Raw genomic sequence first — 21,336 nt, 5'->3', positions numbered from 1 at the left:
TTCCTTCTTCCTCGCGGAGCAGACCGAATGAACCTGCACGAGTTCCAGGCAAGGGAACTCTTCCGTGACGCGGGCATGCCGGTACCGCGGGGCCGTGTCGCCACCACGCCCGGGGAGGCCGGGGCGATCGCCGCCGACATGGGCGGCGCGGCGGTAGTCAAGGCCCAGGTGCATTCCGGCGGCCGGGGCAAGGCGGGGGGCGTCAAGCTGGCCGGCACCCCGGAGGAAGCCGAGGCCCACGCGCGCGCCATTCTGGGGATGACGATCCGGGGGCTCACAGTGCACAAGGTCCTGCTGGTCCCTGTCGAGAACATCGCCAGCGAGCGCTACGTGGGCATCCTGGTCGACCGCGCCGTGCAGGCGCCGCTCTTCATGGTGTCGCGGGAAGGGGGCGTGGACATCGAGGAAGTCGCGGCCACCAATCCCGCCGCCATCACCAGGCTGCGAGTCGACCCGCGCTTCGGACTTCTGCCGCATCAGGCGTACCGGCTGGGGAGCGCGCTCTTCGATGCACCGTCTCTGGCGCGCCAGTGCGCGACGGTGCTTTCGCAGCTTTACCAGGTCTTCATGAAGAACGGCGCATCCCTCTGCGAAGTGAATCCGCTCATCGCGACGGAGGCGGGAGAGGTGAAGGCCATCGACGCCAAGGTCACCATCGACGCAAATGAACTCTTCCGCCGGTCGGCACTCGAGTCGCTGCGCGATCTGGACGCCGAGCCCGCTGCGGAAACGCACGCGCGCGCAGCCGGCCTCAGCTTCGTCAAGCTCGACGGCAACGTGGGGTGCTGCGTCAACGGAGCCGGGCTGGCGATGGCCACCATGGACCTGGTCAAGTACTACGGAGGCGATCCGGCCAACTTCCTCGACATCGGCGGATCGTCCAGCCCCGACAAGGTCGTGGCCGCGCTCGAGATCATCACGGCCGATCCGAACGTGCAGGTGATCCTGTTCAACATCTTCGGCGGCATCACGCGTTGCGACGACGTGGCGCGCGGGATCGTCGAGGCCACGAAGCGCGCCGAAATCCGCGCACCCATCCTCATTCGCCTTACGGGCACCAACGAAGCCGAGGCCAGGGAAATCCTCGCGGCCGAGGGCTTCTCCGCCTTCACTTCGATGGACGACGTCGTGCGGGCGGCGGTGGCGAGGGCCGCCGCGTGACACCCTTCATTCCGCAGCGGCCGTCGCCCGACTCCTTCCCACAGCACGCGGTCCCGCCCCATGTCGATCTTCGTTGACGAATCCACGCGCGTGGTGGTCCAGGGCATCACCGGCCGCGACGGATCCTTCCACACCGCCAGGATGATCGAATACGGCACCCGCGTGGTCGCGGGAGTGACGCCGGGCAAGGGCGGCCGCGTAGTCGAAGGCCCCGGAGGCGCGCGCGTGCCCGTCTTCGACACGATGAACGAGGCGGTTGCGGCGTCGGGGGCGAACGCCTCCGCGATCTATGTGCCGCCGCCCTTCGCCGCGAGCGCCATCATGGAGGCCGCGGAATCGGGCGTCGAGTTCATCGTCTGCATCACCGAGGGCGTCCCGGTGCTCGACATGACGCGCGCCTACGCCTTCGTCGCCGACCACGGCGTCCGCCTGCTGGGACCCAACTGCCCCGGGGTGATCTCGCCGGGCAAGGCCACCGTGGGCATCATCTCCGGCGACATCGTGACAACCGGTCCGGTGGGCGTCGTGTCGCGCTCGGGCACGCTCACCTACGAGGCGGTCGGGCAGCTCACCGGAGCGGGCATCGGTCAGACCACCTGCGTCGGCATCGGGGGAGACCCCATCATCGGCACCACCTTCATCGACTGCCTGAAGGCCTTCGCCGAAGACGGGGAGACGAGGGCGGTCGTGATGATCGGCGAGATCGGGGGCACGGACGAGCAGGAGGCCGCCGAATACGCCGGCCACAGCCTCGACTTGCCGGTCGTGGGCTTCATTGCGGGTCAGACGGCCCCTCCGGGCCGCCGCATGGGACACGCGGGGGCCATCATCAGTGGCTCCTCCGGAACCGCGGAAGAGAAGATCAGGGCCTTCCGCGAGAACGGGATCGGCGTCGCGCGGCGGCCCATCGACATCGTACACCTCACCCGGGAAGCCCTGCGATGAGCCTGACACTCGCGATCATCAAGCCCGACGCGGTCGCTTCGGGAAAGACGGGGGCCATCCTCGCTCATCTGGAAGGGGCGGGTTTCCGCATTCGCTGCCTGCGCATGACGCAGCTCTCCCGGACTCAGGCCGCGGCCTTCTACGCGGTGCATCGGGAGCGGCCCTTCTTCGACTCCCTGGTGGCCTTCATGACCTCCGGACCCATCGTGCCCCTGGTGCTCGAAGCCGAAGACGCCGTGGCCCGGTTTCGCGAGACCATCGGAGCCACGGACCCCGCCGAAGCCGCTCCCGGAACCGTCCGCGCGCGCTACGCGGAGTCGAAGGAGCGCAACGCCGTCCACGGCTCCGATTCGGACGCCAACGCCGCGCTCGAAATCGACTTCTTCTTTTCTCGCCACGAGCGGCTTGCCCTCCGTGGCTGAAACCGCGCGAGTGCCGGCGAAAGGTAGTGCAGGGGCTGCCGGGCATCGGGGCGCGTTGACGCGGGACCGTGCGCTACGCTAGCTTTTTATGCTATGCTGCACTTGAACTTGAACGCGCTCGAACGCACGGGTACGCTCCAGTTGCGAGCGGCGTGCCCGGCCGCCGATTTCGTCCTCGGGGGACGGGGTCCGGAGCTGTCCGAACCCGTCAGCGTGACTCTGACGGCGAGGTCCATGGCCGCGGGCCAGGTGATGGTCCAGGGAAGGATGTCGACCACCCTGGCGCAGGTGTGCCGGCGCTGTCTGGAACCCGTCGCGAAGGCGTTTGCGCTGCCGATCCGGTTCGTTTTCATCCCCGACGACGAATGCGAATGCCAGGATGACGGGGAGGTGCACACCTTCCCCGCACACCTGGCCGAACTCGACATCGCCGGTCCGCTGCGGGAGGAGTTCGCGCTGGCGGCACCCCTGTACGCGGAATGCCGGCCCGACTGTCGCGGCCTGTGTCCGGCGTGCGGCTCAAACCGAAACACGGCCCGGTGCGATTGCTCGTCGGCGGATGTCGATGCCCGATGGGAGAAGCTGCGGGCTCTCACGAATCACTAGAACGAAGAAGCCATGGCCGTACCGAAGCGTCGTATATCCAAGCAGCGGCAGCGCAAGCGCCGCACGCACCAGCGAGCCCAACCCGTCGCGGTGTGGAACTGCCCGCGTTGCGACGATCCGCAGGTCCCGCACCGTGTGTGTCCCACCTGCGGCTACTACCGGAATCGTCCGGTCATCGAAGTCGAGCTGGACTGACGACGCCGGCGGCGACCGGTCCACGATGAGAATCGCGCTCGACGCCATGGGCAGCGACGGCGCCCCCGCGACCGAAATCGCCGGCGCGCTGCACGCCCTTTCGCACGAAGCCGGCGATGTGACCATCGTCCTGGTGGGAGACCGCGCGAGGATCGCGGCGCAACTGGACCGGCATGGCGCCTCCGAGGGCGGCCGGCTGGAGATCGTCCATGCCGCGGAGCGGGTCTCCCCCAACGAGTCCCCCGCGGCCGTCGTGCGGCGCAAGCCCGGCTCGTCCCTCGTTACCGGAGTCGGGCTGCATCGCAGAGGCCAGGTGGACGCCTTCGTGAGCGCCGGACCCACGGGAGCGGTAATGGCGGCATCGGTGTTCCTGCTCAAGCGGCTGCCGGGAGTGGACCGGCCCGCCGTCGGGACCCTCATGCCCACCACCAGCCGGGCCCACATGCTGATGCTGGACGCCGGAGCCAACGTGGACTGCCGGCCCCCGCACCTCCTGCAGTTTGCGTTTCTCGGCCACGTCTACGCACAGGACCTGATGGGGAGACCCGAGCCCCGCATCGGGCTGCTGAACATCGGTTCCGAGCCCGAGAAGGGGAACGAACGCACGGTGGAGGCGTACCGCCTGCTCAGCCAGAGCGGGCTCAACTTCGTCGGCAATGTCGAAGGCCGCGACATCATCCACGGCCGTTGCGACGTACTGGTTACCGACGGATTCGCCGGCAACGTGCTGCTCAAGTTCTACGAGTCTGTGGCAGGCTTCGTGATCCGGGTGATGGACCGCGAGCAGGAGCGCATTCGCACGCCGCTGGACCGCTCCACCATCGAGATCCTCGACTACGCCGAATACGGGGGCGCTCCGCTCCTGGGAGTGAACGGCGTGTCCGTCATCTGCCACGGCAGATCGCCGCCCAAGGCCATCGGCAAGGCCATCGGCGTGGCGGCCAAGGCCGTAAGGACTTCCATGATCGGGCATATCGCCCGCTACCTGGCCGAAACCGCGGCCCGCATTCCATGACCCGACCCATCAGCGAAGTCGCCAGCACCGGACGGTTCCTCCCGGATCGCGTCCTCACCAACGAGGACTGGACGCGCATGGTGGACACGACCGAGCAGTGGATCGTGGAGCGCACCGGCATCCAAGAGCGCCGCGTCGCGAGCTCGTGCACCTCCGTGTGCGACATGGGCGTCGCCGCGGCGGAGCAGGCTCTCGAGCGGGCCGGGGTGGGCGCCGGGGACGTGGACCTGCTGCTGGTTTCCACCGCGACGCCGGACAGGCTGCTGCCCTCCACCGCGTGCGACATCCAGGCCCGGCTGGGCGCGAACAAGGCGGCGGCGATGGACATCTCCGCGGCCTGCACCGGATACCTCTACATCCTGGCCCTGGCCGAGGGCTACATCGCGAGCGGCATGGGCGAGGTGGTCCTGGTGGTGTCCACCGAGAAGATGACGTCGATCATGGACTGGGAAGACCGGTCCACCGCGGTGCTGTTCGGGGACGGGGCGGGCGCCAGCGTGATCCGCCGCGCGACCGGCGACCGGGGGATCCTCGCCAACGACATCCGGTCCGACGGAAAGCTCGCGGACCTGCTTCAGAGGCCGGGCGGAGGCGCCCTCCGGCCCTTTGACGATTCCGTGCTCGCGGACCGGTCCCACCTGCTGCTCATGGAAGGCCGGGAGGTGTTCAAGAACGCGGTGCGGGCCATGTCCAGGTCCTCCCGTCTCGCGATCAGGCAGGCCGGCTGGACGGCGGACGAAGTCGACCTCCTCATCCCCCACCAGGCCAACATCCGCATCATCGAGGCGACCGCCCGCTACGCGCGCGTTCCCATGGCGAAGGTGTACGTCAACGTCCACCGCTACGGGAACATCAGCTCGGCGACGGTCCCGGTCGCGCTCGACGAAGCGCTGGAGCAGGGCCGCATCGGACCCGGATCCAACGTCCTGCTGGTTGCCTTCGGCGCGGGCCTCACGTGGGGCGCCACGGCCCTCCGCGTGTAGCGGCCTCCACCGTCGATCGTCGTCAGGTGTCTCTGGCTCTCCTCTTCCCCGGACAGGGATCGCAGTTTCCCGGGATGGGACGCGACCTGGCAGCCGCCTATCCGGAGGCTGCGCGGGCCTTCGAGCGCGCGGACGACATCCTCGGGTTCTCCCTTTCACGCCTCGCCTGGGAAGGACCGGAGGACCAGTTGGTGCAGACGCACAACGCACAGCCCGCGATCCTGGTCCATTCCCTCGCCGCGCTCGCGGTGCTCAAGCCGCGACTGGGACCCATCGCCTGCGCCGCCGGGCACTCCCTGGGCGAAATCTCCGCCCACGCGGCCGCGGGCACGCTCCGATTCGACGATGCCGTGTACGCGGTCCGGCGCCGGGGCGAGCTCATGCGTGAAGCGGGGCGCGCCCGCCCGGGGTCCATGGCGGCCATCCTGGGCCTGGGAGAACCCGAAGTGCGCGAAGTGTGCCGGGCCGTCTCCGGGAAGGGGCTGGTATGTGTTCCGGCCAACTTCAACGCCCCCACGCAGATCGTGGTCAGCGGCGACGCGGACGCGATCGACCGGGTCCTGGCGCGCGCCAGGGAAGCCGGTGCCAGGCGGGCCGTGCGGCTGGCCGTGTCCGGCGCCTTTCATTCGCCTCTGATGGCCGTGGCGGAGAAGGGTTTGCGGAAGTGTTTTCGCAGCCTATCTTTCGGACCGCCCGAGTTTCCGGTCTTTTCGAACGTGACCGCCGGGGCCGTCCAGGATCCCGGCCTCGCGCGTCGGCTGCTGGTCCGGCAGCTCACTTCTCCGGTATTGTGGTCCCAATCGGTCAGGTCCATGGTCGAAAGCGGTGTGGAGCGATTCGTCGAAATCGGCCCCGGGTCGGTGCTGTGCGGATTGAGCCGGCGCAACGCCAGGGGCATCAAGGCCGTCTCCGTGGGCACCTCAAACGGCGTCCGAAAGCTGTTCCCCGATCCCGTCGCGGCCGGGAGCACCCCATGAGCGGCGCGCTGGCCGGACAGATCGCCCTGGTGACCGGCGGATCACGGGGCATAGGGTTTGCGATATCGCAGGTTCTGGCGCAGGACGGGGCCCGGGTAGCCATCGTGGACATCGACGAGGAAGGGGCCGTCGCCGCCGCCGCTCGACTCGAGGGCGACGGTCACGCCGGCTATTTCTGCGATGTCGGAGATCCCGGGCAGTGCCGCGCCACGGTCGCTGCGGTGACCAGGGCGCAGGGCATCGTGACGATTCTGATCAACAACGCGGGGATCACCCGGGACAGTCTTCTCGTGCGCATGAAGGACGACGACTGGAATGCGGTGATCAGGGTCAACCTCACGGGCGCCTTCAACATGACGCGCGCCGCGTGCAGGGGCATGATGAAGCGCCGATCCGGCTCCATCGTCAACATCAGCTCCGTGATCGGCCTGATGGGCAATGCCGGTCAGACCAACTATGGCGCCTCCAAGGCGGGGCTCGTGGGGCTCACCAAGAGCGTCGCCCGGGAGTTTGCCAGGCGAGGAGTGCGCTGCAACGCGATCGCTCCCGGCTACATTGCGACGGACATGACCGCCGGGCTGGACGAACGCACCACCGGGGAGCTCGGGTCGCGCATCCCGATGGGCCGGCTGGGAGAGCCCTCCGACGTCGCCGACGTTGCGCGGTTTCTCGCCGGACCGGAAGCCGGATACGTTACCGGTCAGGTCCTGGCCGTGGACGGCGGCATGGCGATGTAGCCCGATGATCACTCACCAGCGGCGGAAAACCGCAACACAAGGAGGAACAGGCAGATGGCGGACAGCATCGAAGGCCGGGTAAAGGACATCATCGTCACGGAACTCGGCGTCGAGGAGGACCAGGTCACGGCCGAGGCTTCGTTCATGGAGGATCTCGGAGCCGATTCGCTCGACACCGTGGAGCTGGTGATGGCCTTTGAAGAGGAGTTCGGAATCGACATTCCCGACTCCGATGCCGAGCAGATGCGCACCGTGGGCGACGCGATCGGCTACATTCGCAAGGCCACCGCATCCTGACCCCTCTGCGCGGGAGAGGCGCCGCACGGCGCGAGCACACATGAGCGGCCCTTCGGAGAATGGTACCGCCGGGGCAAGCCGGCGGGTTGTCGTTACCGGGATCGGGATGATCACTCCGCTCGGCAGCGACGTCCCGTCTTCCTGGGCGGCCCTGCTGGCCGGCACGAACGGCGGCGGCCCGATCACCCATTTCGACGCCGACGACCGCTTTGCCACCCGGATTGCGTGCGAGGTCAGGGATTTCGATCCCTCCGGGCACCTGAACAAGCGGGAGATCCGGCGCTACGACCGCTTCGCGCAGTTTGCCGTGGTGGCCGCCGCGGAGGCCATGGCTTCCGCGGGGCTGGATGGCTGCCCGCCCGGTGTCTCCCCCCAACGTTTCGGCGTGATCATCGGCAGCGGGATCGGCGGCGTCGACACCTATGAGAGCCAGGTCCGCAAGCTGGTGAAGTTCGGGCCGCGCCGGATCAGCCCCTTCTTCGTTCCGATGTTCATTCCCAACATCGGGTCCGGGCTGGTTTCGATTCGTTACGGCGCCCAGGGTCCGAACCACTCCACCGTGTCGGCGTGTTCCTCCGGGGCGCACGCCATCGGCGACGCCCTTCGCGTCATCCAGCGAGGCGACGCTGACGTGATGGTGGCCGGGGGGGCGGAAGCCGCCATCGTGCCCATCTCCATCGCCGGCTTCGCCTCCATGAAGGCGATGTCCAGACGCAACGACACCCCGGAGACCGCGAGCCGCCCCTTCGACGCCACCCGTGACGGCTTCGTCATCGGAGAGGGCGCGGGCTGCCTGGTGCTCGAGTCGCTCGACACCGCCGAGGCGCGGGGGGCGCGCATTCTGGGGGAAGTCGCGGGCTGCGGGGCCACCGCGGACGCCTACCACATCACCGCGCCGGTTCCGGGAGGCGCAGGAGCCCAGCAGGCCATGCGGCTGGCGCTGGAGGACGGGGGAATCGCGCCGGAGGAGGTCGGCTACATCAACGCGCACGGCACGTCGACCCCCTACAACGACGAGGTCGAGACGGCCGCCATTAAGGCGGTGCTGGGGGAAGAAGCGGCCCGGGCGGCCATCGTTGGCAGCACCAAGTCGATGACGGGGCACACGCTGGGCGCGGCGGGCGCCATCGAGTCGGTCATCTCGGTGATGGTGCTGATGGAGGGCCGGATCCCGCCCACGACCAACTACGAGCACCCCGACCCCGAATGCGACCTCGACTACGCCACCGACGGCATGGTCGAAAGACCTGTCGAGGCGGCCCTCTCCAACTCGTTTGGTTTCGGAGGGCACAACGTATGTCTCGCCTTCCGGCGCTGGCACGCCTGAGCGAGCCCTTTCGCGCCTCCCGGGGGTAGCAGTCCGTGAATGAACTCCCCCCGCCATGAGGGTGGGCACCGGATACGACTCGCACCGCTTCGACCCGGAGCGGAAACTGATGCTGGGGGGCGTCGAGATCCCCGGGGTTCCGGGCCTGACCGGCCATTCCGATGGCGATGCGGTGGCCCACGCCGTCACCGACGCCCTGCTCGGAGCCGCGGCCGAAGGCGACATCGGAAGCCACTTTCCCCCGGGCGATCCGCGCTGGCGCGACGCCGACTCCATGGATCTGCTCGGAGGGGTGGTCGCTCTCCTCCGGGAGCGCGGGCTGCGGACGATCAACGTGGACGTGACCGTGATCTGCGAAGCACCCCGCATCGGACCGCACGCGGCAGGAATGCGCGCGCGCATCGCCGATGTGCTCGGGATCGGCTCCGACGCGGTATCGATCAAGGGGAAGACGAACGAGGGAATGGGCTGGATCGGGGCCGGCGAAGGGATCGCCGTGCACGCCGTGGCGCTCATCGGGGAGGAGAAACCATGGACGCGGCGCTCGACTTCCTCGCATCGCTCCCCGCCGGGCTGACCTACCTGGTGCTGGGGGCGGGGGCGGCCCTCGAGAACATCGTGCCCCCGGTTCCCGCCGACACGTTCATCCTGCTGGGAGGCTTCCTGGCCGTGCGCGGCCCGGCGGATGTGGCGGTGGTCTTCCTGGTGACCTGGCTGGCCAACACCTCGGGGGCCCTGCTGGTCTACGGAGCAGGGCGCCGCTTCGGTCCGCCCTTCTTCGACACCCGGTTCGGCCGACTGCTGCTTCAGCCGGAGCAGCTTTCGCGCCTGCGGCGCTTCTATCGGCGACGGGGAACGCCCGCCATCTTCTTCGCCCGCTTTCTCCCCGGGCTGCGCGCGGTGGTGCCCGCCTTCGCGGGGGTCGCCCGGCTGTCGTTTGCCTCCGTCGCCGTGCCGGTAGCCGTGGCCTCCGCCATCTGGTACGGCGGGCTGGTCTGGCTGGGGTCGATTGCCGGAGAGAACGTCGACACCATGCTCGACTGGTACGCGACCGCCAACCGCCTCCTGCTGGCCATCGCGGCCGCGATCGTCGTGGTGATTCTGCTGGCGTGGCTGCGCACCCGCAGGCAGGCATCCGGTTCCGGGGAATGACCGGGGAACGGGACGATTCGGTCGCGAGGACCTTCAGGGAGGAGCTCTTCGCGGACTACCTGGCCTTCGAGCGGGGGCTCTCGGCGAGGACCATGGAAGCCTACGGGCGCGATGTCGCGCGGCTTATCGGGTACCTGTCGGATCGGGGCATCGTGCGCCCGGATGACGTCACCCGCGTCGAACTCCGGGACTATGTGTACTCGCTCAAGGACAGGGGACTGGCGCCGACCTCCATCCGGCGCGCCCTGTCGTCGATGCGGGCGTACTTCGCCTTCCTTCTGGAAGAAGAGGTCATAGAGACGGATCCTACCGAGCAGATCGAGTCACCGCGCGTCTGGAGAACTCTCCCCGGAGTGCTGAGCATGCGGGAGGCCGAACGCCTGCTGGAGGCGCCGGATCTATCCGATCCGCTGTGCTGGCGCAACCGGGCCGTCCTGGAGCTGCTGTACGCGACCGGCATGCGCGTCTCCGAGCTGACGGGGCTTCCCCTGCAGGGCGTCGACCTCGAGGATCGCACCTGCCTGGTGTACGGGAAGGGCGCGAAGGAGCGCATGGTGCCCTTCGGCCGCGCCGCCCGGCGCGCGCTGATGCGCTATCTGCGGGATGTGCGGCCGGAGCTGGAGCGGGGCAGGGGCGAAGGGATGTTCTTCCTCAGCGCCAGAGGCCGCCCGCTCACCCGCATGGCGGTGTGGACCGTCGTGCGCAAGGCGCGCGACCGTGCGGGGATCGAAAGACCCGTGTCCCCGCACACGCTCCGACACAGCTGCGCGACCCATCTGCTGGAGGGAGGCGCGGACCTGGCCGCGGTACAGGAACTGCTCGGCCACGTCGACATCGCCACCACCGAGATCTACACGCACGTGGACCGGGAATACGTGCACGAGATGCACCGGACCCACCACCCCAGGGGATGACTCATCAGAGCGAGCCCGGCGGAGGGCCCCGGCGGAGATGCCGAGCGGAGGCGAAGCCCGCTAGCTTCCGCTGCCCGTGAGCCTGAAAAGTTCCGCCTGGTCGTCGGCCTCGCGCAGGAGCCGGGCGGCTTCCGCCAGGACAGGATCGCGCTGGATGCGGAACCGCAACAGGCGCCCGTCGTCTGCCATGCGTTGAGACAGGTTGATCTCGAGCCGCCAGAGCAGGTAGCGCCGGGCCGCCGGATCGTCGAGGGTGGCGTCGGGGACACCCGCCTCGCGCAGTTCGGCGATGAACGCCTCAAGCCTCTCCTCGGTGATCGTCGCCTCGGCGCCGTCATTGCCGACGGCCTGCGCGCGATCGAACCCGATCTCGGCCAGTCTGAGCCCAAGGGGGAATTCGGCAGCCGCTGCTTCCTCCAGAAGCTGGCGCTCGACGGCCAGCAGCGTGTCGCCGTCGATCTCCAGATCCGGAAAGACCCCGCCGCCGCCCCTCAGTTCGCGCCCCCCTTCGGTGGTGAAGACCGGAAAGGCGGTGGAGTCCTCGGGCAGCGGCGTCCCGTGTGCGTCCCGCTGACGGTGCAGCGACCGGCCCAGCGGAGTGTACCACTCCCCGGTGGTCAGCTGCAGCTGCCAGCCCTCCGGGAGCGGTACGACGGACTGCACCACCCCCTTTCCGAAGGTGCGCTCGCCCAACACCAGCGCGCGGTCGTGGTCCTGCAGGGCTCCGGAAAGGATCTCCCCGGCCGAGGCGGTAAAGCCGTCGACCAGCACCACCAGCGGCTTGTCTCCGAGGCTCGCCCCGTCCCGGGTGTACGCCGCATCCTCGTGCTCGCCGGGCCCGCGGCGCGGGTTGCGGCCGCGGGTGCTGACCACGCGCTTGCCGCGGTCGAGGAAGAGGTCGGTCAGGGTGAGGGATTCGTCCAGGTAGCCCCCCGGATTGCGGCGCAGATCCAGTATGATCCCGCTGGCGTCCGCGAGCAGAGCGAAGGCGGAGTCCATCTCCGCGGTGGAACCGCGAGCCACCCGGTCCAGCTCGATGTAGCCTATGCCCTCTTCCACGTATCCGGCATGGACCGACGAGACGTGAATGTTGTCGCGTTCGATCTCGTGGGGAATGGGAGCGGAAAACCCGTCGCGCTCAACCGACACGGTGACCCTGGTGCCGGGGGTGCCGCGAATGCGCTGCGAGGCTTCGCCGGTAGTCCACTCTGCGGCGCTCTCGCCGTCCACGCCCACGATCACGTCGCCCACCTGGATTCCCACCCGCTCCGCCGGAAACCCGCGGAAGACCGCGGTGACCGTGATCTGGTCGTTCAGCAACTGGATCGCTACCCCGATGCCCGCGTAGTTGCCGGTGGTGGCTTCCTGAAATGCGTCCACCCGGCGCGGGCTGAGCACCTGGCCATAGGGGTCGTTCAAAGCCGTGATCAGCCCCCCGACCGCGCCGCTCCACAACATCGGATCGTCGGGTTCGTCCAGACCGGACCGGCGGATGCTGTCGAAGTTGCTGAGGAACCGCTGGTCGTCCACCGTGCCCTGGCTCGACGGGACTTCCGTCTCCGGAGGGATCGGATCCGAATCCGCGATCGAGTCGGCCGCGTCGGCGCGCCGCTCCAGCAGGGCCGCCGCCCCCAGCAACCCGTCGAGAGCTCCCCTCCAGAGCGTCGAGTCCGAGGGAGTGCTCCAGCTGTAGCGCTTGATGACCTCGAAGGCGCGCAGGAAGTGCTGGCCGTCCAGCGTTGCCGACGCTTCCGCATCGGGCTGGCCGGTCGATCCCGTATCCTGACCCGCGAGGTCCGAGGCCCGGACCGGCAGAAAGAGCAGGAACGCTGCAAGGATGAATCTCGTGCGGCTCATGGCGACTCGTCGGAGGAGATGTCGATGGCTGCAGGGTAGACCCCGGAGGTCACGGACTCGTTCCCGGAGCCGGTTCAAACCCCATTGGCGTCACGCGACCAGTTATCGTGCACCCGGATGGACCACCCGGCAACCGTTGCGGCGTTTGGCGGACGGCACGGATATCATACCTTGTCGGGAGGCATCCCGCTTGCCGCACCGCGAACGGAACCCATCGCCCTGACGACGTGCCGCTCATGAGCCCGAGACATTCGTCCCCGCTCGTTGCGGGACTGGTCCAGATGAAGCCGCGCAAGGGAGACGTGCGCGCGAATCTCGACAGGATCGGCTCGCTGGTGGCCGAAGCGGCGAGCGACCACGACCTCCTCGTCTTTCCGGAGACCTGCCTGACCGGGTACTTCCTGCAGGGGGCGGTCGCGGAACTCGCCTTCGGCGCGGACGAGGTGGCGGACATGCTGGGCCGGGCGCCGGATGGGGCGCCGGACCTGGTCGTCGGCTTCTACGAGCGGCACCGCCGCCGGATCTACAACAGCGTCGTCTATTTTTCCGCGAGCGGTGGCCGCTACCTGCCGCTGCACGTCCACCGCAAGATGTTCCTGCCGACCTACGGGCTCTTCGACGAGGCCCGTTTCGTGAAGCCGGGGCGCGAACTGCGCGCCTTCGACACGCCCCTGGGCCGAATGGGGATGTTGATCTGCGAAGACATCTGGCACTCGCTGGCCCCGGCCGTGCTGGCCCTCGACGACGCGGAGGTCATCCTGGTGCCCGGCGCCTCGCCGGCGCGTGGATTCGTCGCCGGAAGCGACCGTCCCGCCAGCATCCGGCGCTGGGACCCGATCCTCGAGGGACCGGCGATGGAACACGGCGTCTTCGTCCTGGTCAGCCAGCTGGTGGGCTCGGAGGGCGGCAAGCTGTTCGCGGGCGGCTCGGTGGCGATCGCGCCCGACGGCACCACTCTGGCACGCGCTCCGCTGTTCGAGGAGGGCGTGGTGACCGCCGTCCTCGACCGCACGGCGATCGACCGGCACCGCTTCGAGTCGCCGCTGCTCTCCGATCTCGAACAGCAGTTGCCGAACCTGCGCCACGCACTGGCGCGCGCCGGCCGCGGGCGGGGCAGGGAAGCAGCGGCCGCGGCGCCAGAAGAGGAGGATTCCGGGACAGGAGGCGGCGCAGTTGGGGTACGGAGCCACCGAGCCGCCGCGACCCACGGTCCGATTCCCGGCGACGCCTCGATGCTCGACCTCAACCTCGAGCTCATCGAACGCGCCCTTGTGGAGTTCATCCGCGAAGAGATCGTGCGCCGGCGCGGCTTCGAGAAGGTCGTGATCGGCGTGTCGGGAGGCGTCGATTCCGCCGTGTCGCTCTGCCTGGCCGTGCGTGCGCTCGGTCCGGAGAACGTCACCGGGCTGCGGCTGCCCTACGCCACCTCGTCACCGGAAAGCCTGGAGCACGCGGCGATGGTGCTGGAGGCGACCGGTGCCGTGGGCCGCACCCTGGACATCACGGCTTCGGTGGACGGCTACATCGCGCGCCACGAGCCGGACATAAGCCCGCTCCGCCGCGGCAACCTCGCCGCCCGCTTCCGCGCCCTCACCATCTTCGACCAGTCGGCGCTGCTGAGGGCGCTCCCTCTCGGCACCGGCAACAAGAGCGAACGGCTGTTCGGCTACTACACCTGGCACGCCGACGACTCGCCCCCGGTCAACCCGCTCGGCGACCTGTTCAAGACCCAAGTGTGGGCGCTCGCGCGCCATCTCGGCGTTCCCTCCGAAATCGTCGAGAAGCCGGCCAGCGCCGATCTGGTGCAGGGCATCCACGATCACGACGAGCTGGGCATCTCCTACCACGACGCCGACCCCATCCTGCACTGGTTCCTGCGGGGCTACTCGCCCGCCGACCTGGTGCGGCGGGGCTTCGATGAATCGCAGGTTGACATCGTCTGGAGCCGCCTTAACGCGACCCACTGGAAGCGTGAGCTGCCAACGGTGGCGGTGCTTTCGTCCACGGCGATCGGGGAATCGTACCTGAGGCCGGTGGACTACTAGGCATCAGGTCCAAGGGCCGCGCCCCTCACAGCCCGGCGACCTTCCGGCGCAGCGTCTCCAGCAGAGGCACCGGCGTCAGCTCGCCGTCGATGATGGCGGCGAGTTCCTCCTCCCGCTTCCAGTGCGCCTCCAAGCTGGCCAGCTCGAGCTCCAGCAGCCGTCGCTCGGCGTCCTCGCCGGCCGCGATCTCCAGGGCGATGGTGCCCGTGCGCGGCAGATTCCCGAGGCGCGCGCCCTTCTTGACGAGCACCCGGGAGAGGCCGCCGGTGCCCCCGACCTCCTCGATCAGGCGGGTTGCGGAGGCGATCCGCCTCTCGGAGGCTCCCTCGAAGTGATGATAGGCGAGGACCCTGCGCAGGGTGCGCTCCGCGTCCGGGCCCGTCAGGCGCAGGCCCTCGTCGGCATCCGGGGCAGCCCCGCAGACCGGACAGGCGCGCGACACCACCAGAGGCGCGTCGCCCTCGGTGGGACGGATCATCAGCCCCGCGCGTGCGTCGTAGGAGAGCACCCGCATGACGTATCCGCAGCGGCCGCACTCGCGCCGGCCCCGCCACGCCGCCGCGCCGAAGCGCAGCCATCGGGCGCTCCGGGTCGTCCACCGCGGCGCGTGCTCCCAGAGCACCCACGCGCCCAGCAGGCCGATGCCGCCGGTCAGCCAGCCACCGACGGCGGCGGCTCCCACCGCCGTGCCCGCGAGCGACACCTGCTTGAACCGCTTCCTGCGCGCCCGTAGTTCGCGCCCGTAGCGCCACCAGGCCTCCTCCCGGCGCTCGCAGCGTCCGACGCGCACGATCTCGAGCGGACCGGCGGCGAGGAGGGCGATGTTGTCGGTGCGGGACAGCAGGCGCCCCTGGTCGACCGAAACTTTCTCCAGCTCCTCGAGCGCCTCCCAGCGGTCGATCAGCGGCACCAGCGACCATCGTTTGCAGCGGAGGCACACAATCCAGAGACGACCTCGCTCCGCATCGAAGGCCACGCGTCGCCCGCGCGGCAGGTGCTCGAGCGTGTCGTTCTCGGGGAAGGGGGCCTGGCAGACCAGGCAGCGTGTGTACACCGGCGCGACACTCCGGCAGGAGTCGACGTTATCCGGGGGCGGGAAGACGGGGCTTGGCGAATGCCCTCCGGCGCGGCACATTCCCGGCACCTGGAAGCCGCCGGGGCACAATGCGTGCATCGCGGGCGTGCGCCCCGCCACCCGACTTCATCCTACCGAACCTCCGCGCCCGATGATCCTGGTTCTCGACAACTACGACTCCTTCACCTGGAACCTGGTCCAGATGCTGGAGGCCCTGGGTGCCCGAACCGAGGTCGTGCGCAACGACGAGCGCACCGTCCAGGAGATCGAGCGGCAGGCTCCCGAACGCGTCGTCATCTCTCCCGGACCCTGCACGCCGGGGGAAGCGGGTATCAGCACCAAGCTGGTGCGGGCCCTGGGTCCGAGCACACCGATTCTGGGGGTCTGCCTGGGACACCAGGCCATCGGCGAGGCGTTCGGGGGCGCGACCGTCCGGGCCCGGCGCGTCATGCACGGCAAGACCGCACCCATCCGCCACAATGGTCTCGGGGTCTTCCAGGGGCTTCCCTCGCCGATGACCGTGGCCCGCTATCACTCCCTGGTCACGGATCCCGCGGCGCTCCCCCCCGAACTCGAACCCGTGGCCTGGACCGATCTCCCCGGCGAGGACGACGAAATCCAGGCCATGCGCCACCGGACGATGCCCGTCTGGGGGGTTCAGTTCCACCCGGAGTCCTACTTCTCCGACGCGGGCCCGCGGCTGCTGGAGAACTTCCTGCGCCTCTAGGAGATGATCGGCGGCAGCCCCCGCTCCGCGAGAAGGCGGTTGAAGTCGGTGATGTCGTCCGCGGCCAGCTCCGCCCAGCGTCTCAGATACTCCTCCAACTGGAGCCGGTAGATCCCTCCGACCTCGCTCATCGACTCCGTGGGCGGGTCGTCCGAGCCGGCCGAATACCCCGCGAGGCTCGCGATCTTCGCCCAAAGCCGGCGGGGCCAGCGGATGGTGTCCTGCCGGGCCGAACCGCCCGTAAGCCTCAGGTCGAAGAGCTCCATTTCGAGCTCGATGAGCGCCAGCGCGAGCTCCTCTCCCACTTCCGCGATCTCCGCGTAGAGCGGATTCCCGCGCACCCGTTCCTCCAGGTCCGCCAACCCCCGGCGGGTCCATTCGATGCGGTTGATGAGCTCGGCCGTCGAATCGCTCATCTCACGCAGTTCCAGCTGAAGGGCCAGCTGCGCGCGCATGTCCTCGGCGGACGCCATGGAGGCCGGATCCTGCAGGATCTCGAACTCGGCGGTGCGCTCTTCGGCGCCTGCGGTAAGACGCACCCGGTAGCGTCCGGGGATGGCAAGGGGCCGAACCGGGCCGCCGTCCGGCGGAGGCCGCCACCCCTCCTGGCCCACGCCGCGATGCGAGTGCTCGAGCGGCGGGGTGCGGAGCCGCGGAGTCGCAGAGGCCGTGTAGCGGAGATCCCACATCGCACGGTTCATTCCGGGGCCGAAGCTGCCGGACAGGGTGCGGACCGGCGCTCCGTCCATCGTCTCCACCTCGATGGTGACGGGTCCGGCCAGATCCTCGCCCAGATGGAAGTTGATCGAGGCCCCGTAGTCGGGGTTCTCCCCGGCGGCCGGGTCGTCCGGCTGGGCGTTGCGCGCCTCCCGGGGGAGGAAGCGGTACGCCGGACGCGGTGCGAACAGATGCACGCCGTCCGCCACCGTCTCCGCGCTCAACTGCTGAAGCGGCGTGATGTCGTCCAGGATCCAGAATCCCCGCCCGTAGGTGCCGACCACCAGGTCGTTGAAGTGCGGCTGGATCTCCAGCCAGTGCACGGGCGCATGCGGCAGATCGCCCTGCAGCGAGCTCCAGGTCACCCCGTCGTCGAAGGAGACGTAGAGCGAGTTTTCGGTGCCGAGGTAGAGCAGGCCGGGACGCACCGGGTCCTCGCGCACGACGTGGGCGTAGCTGAACACGCTACGCGGGATGTCGCCGGCGAGCGAGCGCCAGGACGCCCCGTAGTCCTCCGTCTTGTAGACGAAGGGATCGGTGCCGCCCAGTTGGTGGAAGTCGACGGTGATGTACGCCGCCGCCGGGCTGTAGCGGGAGGGCTCGATGTTGCTCACCGTGCCCCACTCGGGGAGCCCGGAGATGTTGCCGGCCACCTCGATCCAGCTCTCGCCGCCGTCGCGCGTCACGTGCACGAGGCCATCGTTCGAGCCCGCCCAGATGGTGCCGGCCTCGATGGGGGATTCGGCGAGGGCGAAGAGCACCGAGGCGTAGGTGGGGCTCACGTCCTCGGTGGTGAGCCCGCCCGTCTTCTGCATGCGGGTGGTGTCGGCGCGCGTGAGGTCGGGGCTGATCACGCTCCAGCTGTGCCCCCCGTCGGTGGTGCGGTGCACGTGCTGGCTGCCCGCGTAGACCACGTTGTTGTCGTGCGGCGAGATGTGGACGGGAAAGGTCCACTGAAAGCGGTAGCGCACGTCGGCGGCCGCCCAGCCTTCGGGGTTGTCGGGCCACACGCTTACTGTGCGGGTGATCCCGGTGGAGAGCTGGTGCCGCTCGAGGATGCCCTCGTAGCACCCCGACCAGACGACATCGTTGGTCACCGTGTCGGGGATGGCGAACCCGACCTCGCAGCCGCCAACGGAGCGCCACGCCCCCACCGGAATCGCGCCCCCGGTGAGGGTGTTGGAGGGCCCGCCCGTCGAGGGCCCGTCCTGGCGGTTGCCGTACAGGTTGTAGGGGACCCGGGTGTCGGTGTGGACGTGGTACATCTGGGCGATGGGCAGGAGCGGCCGGTACCAGTTGCGCCCCCGGTTGGTGGAGATGCGCACCCCCTGGTCGTTGCCGATGATCATGCGCGCCGGGTCGCGCGGGTCGATCCACATGTCGTGGTTGTCGCCCCCGGAGATGACCTCGAAGGACACGCCCCCGTCCAGCGAGCGCGTGTGCACCGTGGACATGAAGTGAACCTCGTCGGGATCGTCCGGCGCGACCGCCATGCGCGAGTAGTAGAGGGGCCGCTGCGCCAGCGCGTGGTCGGCGTTCACCATCGTCCAGGAGCGCCCGCCGTCGTCGGACCGCCAGAGCGTGCCTTCGTGCTCCTCCAGCTCCTCGTACTCCCGGTTGGAGTTGGTTTCGATGAGCGCGTAGACGCGGTCCGGGTCCGCCGCGGTCATGGCGAGGCCGATCCGGCCCATGGTGCCGCGGGGCAGCCCGGCGCCCTCGAGCCGGGTCCAGGTGTCGCCCCCGTCGCGGCTGGTCCAGAGGCCGCTTTCCGGGCCTCCGCTCTCGCGCCCCCAGGTCCAGATCTGCATCTGCCAGGTCGCGGCGAAGAGGATGCGCGGGTTGGTGGGATCCATCACCACGTCGATCGCGCCGGAGTTCTCGCCGGAGAAGAGCACCCGCTCCCAGTTCTCCCCGCCGTCGGTGGTGCGGAACAGCCCCCGCTCCTGCTGCGGGCCGTAGAGGTGGCCGGCCGCCGCAACGTACACCATGTCCGGATCGTCGGGATGGATGACGATGCGCCCGATCCTTCCCGTCTCGTCGAGCCCCATGTGCCGCCAGGTGCGGCCCGCGTCGGTGGAGCGGTACACGCCGTTGCCGATGGAGACGTTGGAGCGGATGAACGACTCGCCCGTCCCCGCCCACACCACGTTGGCGTCGGAGGGCGCGACTGCCAGCGCGCCGATCGACTGCGCCGGCTGGTCGTCGAAGACGGGACGCCAGGTGTGCCCGCCGTCCTCGCTCTTGAAAACGCCTCCCGACGCGGCCCCGAGGTAGTAGACGTTGCGGTTGCCGGGTTCGCCCACCACCGCGCTCACCCGGTTGCCCACCGGGCCCACGTGGCGGAAGTCGGCGTCGGCGAAGAACTCGTCCGGAAGCTCGCCGGGAGCGGTCAGTTGGGCGGCGAGCCCGCGGGCCGCGACGCCGGCTGCCAGGAGGGACAGGATGAACGCGCGGGCGAACGCACGGGTGGGATGCCTGACAGTCATGGAGAAACTCCAAAGGAGGGGCTACCAATGGGACGCAACAAAGGTAGGCCGGGGCCTGTCTCGGGCAATGCGATGGCCCAGTTGGCTGTGGGCCTGGTTCAGGGCGCTCCGTGTGAGATCCGGTAGCGGACCACCCGTTCCACTCCCAGCTCGTCCGCCGTTACGGCCCACACACGGTCGCCGTCGAATACCGGGGCCGGGAAAGTGGCAAATTCGTCCGGCGCCACCACGACGCCCAGATAGGTCCCGTCCGGCTCAAAGACATCGTACCGGGTCTCTTCCTCCCAGATCACCGGCAGCGAGCCGGGATCGTCGGGATCGTGATCCACGTTGTCCACCGGTCGTCCTTCGGTCCACAGCCGCACCCAGATGCGCCCGTCCCGGCCGGCCAGCAGCTCCTGGAAGAACGGTTTCCCGCTCGGAATCGCCGGACCGTCCCAGTCCCAGCCGGGGAGGGACCTGCGTATGCTCCCGACGACGCGTTCGCGCTGGTAAGCCCGCTCCGCGGTCGACGCAGGGACCGGATCCCGCCTGCGCTCGATGCGGAGTACGCCGTCATCCCGGGCGAGGTCGATTCGGTAGTCGGAGGAGAGACCCGTGAGGAAGTGGCCGCTCGGGTGAACGGTCCAGTGATACCGGGGAGTGAAGGGGACGCCATAGCTCACCAGGATCCCGGGAGCTTCAGCCCTCACAAGGGGGGGTTGGTAGTCGCTGGACGGTTCCGGAAGCGTGTCGAGAGGCGTCCCGTCGGGGCTCAGAACGATGATCTGCATGACAAACCCGCGCTCGCGGGCCGGGGTGCTGGCGAGCAGAAAGGTACGGCCGCGTGCATCAGTGTACAGCGGTGACCGCGTACCGGCGCCGCCAGTGTACCCCCATTCGGCCGTCTCGCCCGGGCCGGGGCCGAATACCGTGACGCGCTGATTCTCGGGGTCGCGCACGGCAAGCCGTCCATCGGGCAGTACGGCTATGGCTTCGGGGCTGGTGAACTCGCCGGGACCCTCACCCCGGCGTCCCAGCGTTTCGAGATGGACCCCGAGCGAGTCGAAGACGCGCACATGCTGCTCCAGCCGGTCCAGGACGTACACCGTCCCGTCATCGTTCACGGCGAGCGACCAGATGCGGCCGAAGAGATACTCCTCGGGACCGTCGAGCAGACCGATCGTGATCTCCGGCACCAGTGAAGCCTCCGCGCCCCACACGCTGCCAGACAGTGTGCGGACGACGGTAGTGTCGCCGATGGCTTCGACGACCGCGTCAGGGGTGGCGTCGGAAGAGCGCGCATCGGGTCCGCAAGCGGTTAGGAGAGCGACGGAGGCCGCGGTCACCAGCCCGCTGAAACGCACACGCAGGTTTGGTGGCCGGTCGGCTCTCGCCTGCTTCGCTTCCCGAGGGGTCGTTCGCATTGTCGCACCTGCGGCGCCGGCTCCGGCCGTCCGGGTGTGGTCTGACCGATCGATTGCTCTCAGTCGAAGTATGGTTGCTCGCCGAATCGCGGCAAGGTCGCCTTCAGACCGGCGCGCCGCAGCGGAGACCTGATTCTCGACCCCGGTGGGGATTCCCGAAGAAGTCACCAGTAGATCACAGTAGATGTCATCAAGACATCGTGGGGCGCAACCTCGCCGGCTTCTCTCTTCTGGAGTTAACCCGTCCCGCGCGCTATCTTGCATCCTGTTGGCGGAGGGACCGGGCGTTGAA

General features: G+C 69.0%; 20 protein-coding genes and 1 pseudogene. 17 read left to right on the top strand and 4 right to left on the bottom strand.

The window, feature by feature from the left end:
• Window positions 1-27 precede the first annotated feature (27 nt).
• From sucC to xerD, 14 genes are all read left to right on the top strand, one after another.
• A complete protein-coding gene (gene sucC / locus OXU32_17220) occupies window positions 28-1,161 on the top strand; it encodes an ADP-forming succinate--CoA ligase subunit beta (protein MDE0075694.1) in 1,134 nt (377 codons plus the stop codon).
• A gap of 60 nt (window positions 1,162-1,221) precedes the next feature.
• Complete coding sequence (gene sucD / locus OXU32_17215; GenBank protein ID MDE0075693.1) at window positions 1,222-2,106, top strand: succinate--CoA ligase subunit alpha; 885 nt, start codon at window positions 1,222-1,224, stop codon at window positions 2,104-2,106.
• Window positions 2,103-2,528 carry a nucleoside-diphosphate kinase gene (ndk, locus tag OXU32_17210; protein MDE0075692.1) on the top strand — a complete coding sequence of 142 codons (426 nt, stop codon included), beginning with the start codon at window positions 2,103-2,105 and terminating at the stop codon, window positions 2,526-2,528. Before sucD ends, ndk begins: the two co-directional genes overlap by 4 nt.
• A gap of 108 nt (window positions 2,529-2,636) precedes the next feature.
• A complete protein-coding gene (locus OXU32_17205) occupies window positions 2,637-3,134 on the top strand; it encodes a DUF177 domain-containing protein (GenBank protein ID MDE0075691.1) in 498 nt (165 codons plus the stop codon).
• Window positions 3,135-3,146: 12 nt separating this feature from the next.
• Window positions 3,147-3,329, top strand: coding sequence for a 50S ribosomal protein L32 (rpmF, locus tag OXU32_17200; protein MDE0075690.1), 183 nt, complete (start codon window positions 3,147-3,149; stop codon window positions 3,327-3,329).
• Between the two features lie 25 nt (window positions 3,330-3,354).
• The gene (plsX, locus tag OXU32_17195) at window positions 3,355-4,344 is read left to right on the top strand and encodes a phosphate acyltransferase PlsX (GenBank protein MDE0075689.1); all 990 of its coding nucleotides are present in this window, start codon (window positions 3,355-3,357) and stop codon (window positions 4,342-4,344) included.
• Window positions 4,341-5,327 carry a ketoacyl-ACP synthase III gene (locus OXU32_17190; protein ID MDE0075688.1) on the top strand — a complete coding sequence of 329 codons (987 nt, stop codon included), beginning with the start codon at window positions 4,341-4,343 and terminating at the stop codon, window positions 5,325-5,327. The genes plsX and OXU32_17190 overlap by 4 nt, the downstream gene beginning before the upstream one ends.
• A 26-nt stretch (window positions 5,328-5,353) precedes the next feature.
• Window positions 5,354-6,304 carry an ACP S-malonyltransferase gene (gene fabD, locus OXU32_17185; protein ID MDE0075687.1) on the top strand — a complete coding sequence of 317 codons (951 nt, stop codon included), beginning with the start codon at window positions 5,354-5,356 and terminating at the stop codon, window positions 6,302-6,304.
• The gene (gene fabG, locus OXU32_17180; protein MDE0075686.1) at window positions 6,301-7,041 is read left to right on the top strand and encodes a 3-oxoacyl-[acyl-carrier-protein] reductase; all 741 of its coding nucleotides are present in this window, start codon (window positions 6,301-6,303) and stop codon (window positions 7,039-7,041) included. The genes fabD and fabG overlap by 4 nt, the downstream gene beginning before the upstream one ends.
• A 54-nt stretch (window positions 7,042-7,095) precedes the next feature.
• The gene (locus tag OXU32_17175; protein MDE0075685.1) at window positions 7,096-7,338 is read left to right on the top strand and encodes an acyl carrier protein; all 243 of its coding nucleotides are present in this window, start codon (window positions 7,096-7,098) and stop codon (window positions 7,336-7,338) included.
• Window positions 7,339-7,378: 40 nt separating this feature from the next.
• A complete protein-coding gene (gene fabF, locus OXU32_17170; GenBank protein MDE0075684.1) occupies window positions 7,379-8,665 on the top strand; it encodes a beta-ketoacyl-ACP synthase II in 1,287 nt (428 codons plus the stop codon).
• Window positions 8,666-8,720: 55 nt separating this feature from the next.
• A complete protein-coding gene (ispF, locus tag OXU32_17165; GenBank protein MDE0075683.1) occupies window positions 8,721-9,242 on the top strand; it encodes a 2-C-methyl-D-erythritol 2,4-cyclodiphosphate synthase in 522 nt (173 codons plus the stop codon).
• Entirely contained in the window at window positions 9,197-9,817 is a 621-nt protein-coding gene (locus OXU32_17160; GenBank protein MDE0075682.1) for a DedA family protein, read from the top strand. Before ispF ends, OXU32_17160 begins: the two co-directional genes overlap by 46 nt.
• On the top strand, window positions 9,814-10,731 hold the full coding sequence (gene xerD / locus OXU32_17155; protein ID MDE0075681.1) for a site-specific tyrosine recombinase XerD: 918 nt from the start codon (window positions 9,814-9,816) through the stop codon (window positions 10,729-10,731). The genes OXU32_17160 and xerD overlap by 4 nt, the downstream gene beginning before the upstream one ends.
• A gap of 60 nt (window positions 10,732-10,791) precedes the next feature.
• Here the strand turns inward: xerD and OXU32_17150 are convergent, their stop codons facing one another.
• The gene (locus OXU32_17150; GenBank protein MDE0075680.1) at window positions 10,792-12,588 is read right to left on the bottom strand and encodes a S41 family peptidase; all 1,797 of its coding nucleotides are present in this window, start codon (window positions 12,586-12,588) and stop codon (window positions 10,792-10,794) included.
• A 236-nt stretch (window positions 12,589-12,824) separates the two neighbouring features.
• On the opposite strand from OXU32_17150, the pseudogene OXU32_17145 reads away from it, so the two are divergent.
• Window positions 12,825-13,598: pseudogene (locus tag OXU32_17145) on the top strand (hypothetical protein).
• Between the two features lie 222 nt (window positions 13,599-13,820).
• Window positions 13,821-14,633, top strand: a complete 813-nt coding sequence (gene nadE, locus OXU32_17140; GenBank protein MDE0075679.1) for an NAD(+) synthase — start codon at window positions 13,821-13,823, stop codon at window positions 14,631-14,633.
• Between the two features lie 25 nt (window positions 14,634-14,658).
• Here nadE and OXU32_17135 read toward each other — a convergent pair whose 3' ends face one another.
• Complete coding sequence (locus tag OXU32_17135; protein ID MDE0075678.1) at window positions 14,659-15,687, bottom strand: hypothetical protein; 1,029 nt, start codon at window positions 15,685-15,687, stop codon at window positions 14,659-14,661.
• 172 nt (window positions 15,688-15,859) lie between these two features.
• On the opposite strand from OXU32_17135, the gene OXU32_17130 reads away from it, so the two are divergent.
• On the top strand, window positions 15,860-16,435 hold the full coding sequence (locus OXU32_17130; protein MDE0075677.1) for an aminodeoxychorismate/anthranilate synthase component II: 576 nt from the start codon (window positions 15,860-15,862) through the stop codon (window positions 16,433-16,435).
• Here OXU32_17130 and OXU32_17125 read toward each other — a convergent pair.
• Both OXU32_17125 and OXU32_17120 read right to left on the bottom strand, forming a co-directional pair.
• A complete protein-coding gene (locus tag OXU32_17125) occupies window positions 16,432-19,638 on the bottom strand; it encodes a sialidase (protein MDE0075676.1) in 3,207 nt (1,068 codons plus the stop codon). The two genes, OXU32_17130 and OXU32_17125, sit on opposite strands and share 4 nt — an antisense overlap.
• A gap of 98 nt (window positions 19,639-19,736) precedes the next feature.
• Window positions 19,737-21,044, bottom strand: a complete 1,308-nt coding sequence (locus OXU32_17120; GenBank protein MDE0075675.1) for a 6-bladed beta-propeller — start codon at window positions 21,042-21,044, stop codon at window positions 19,737-19,739.
• Window positions 21,045-21,336 lie beyond the last annotated feature (292 nt).

The sequence above is a fragment of the Gammaproteobacteria bacterium genome, from assembly GCA_028819075.1.
GTDB lineage: Bacteria > Gemmatimonadota > Gemmatimonadetes > Longimicrobiales > Gaopeijiaceae > BD2-11.
Note: the sequence above shows the minus strand (reverse complement) of the source record. Positions and strands in the feature narration are given on the sequence as shown.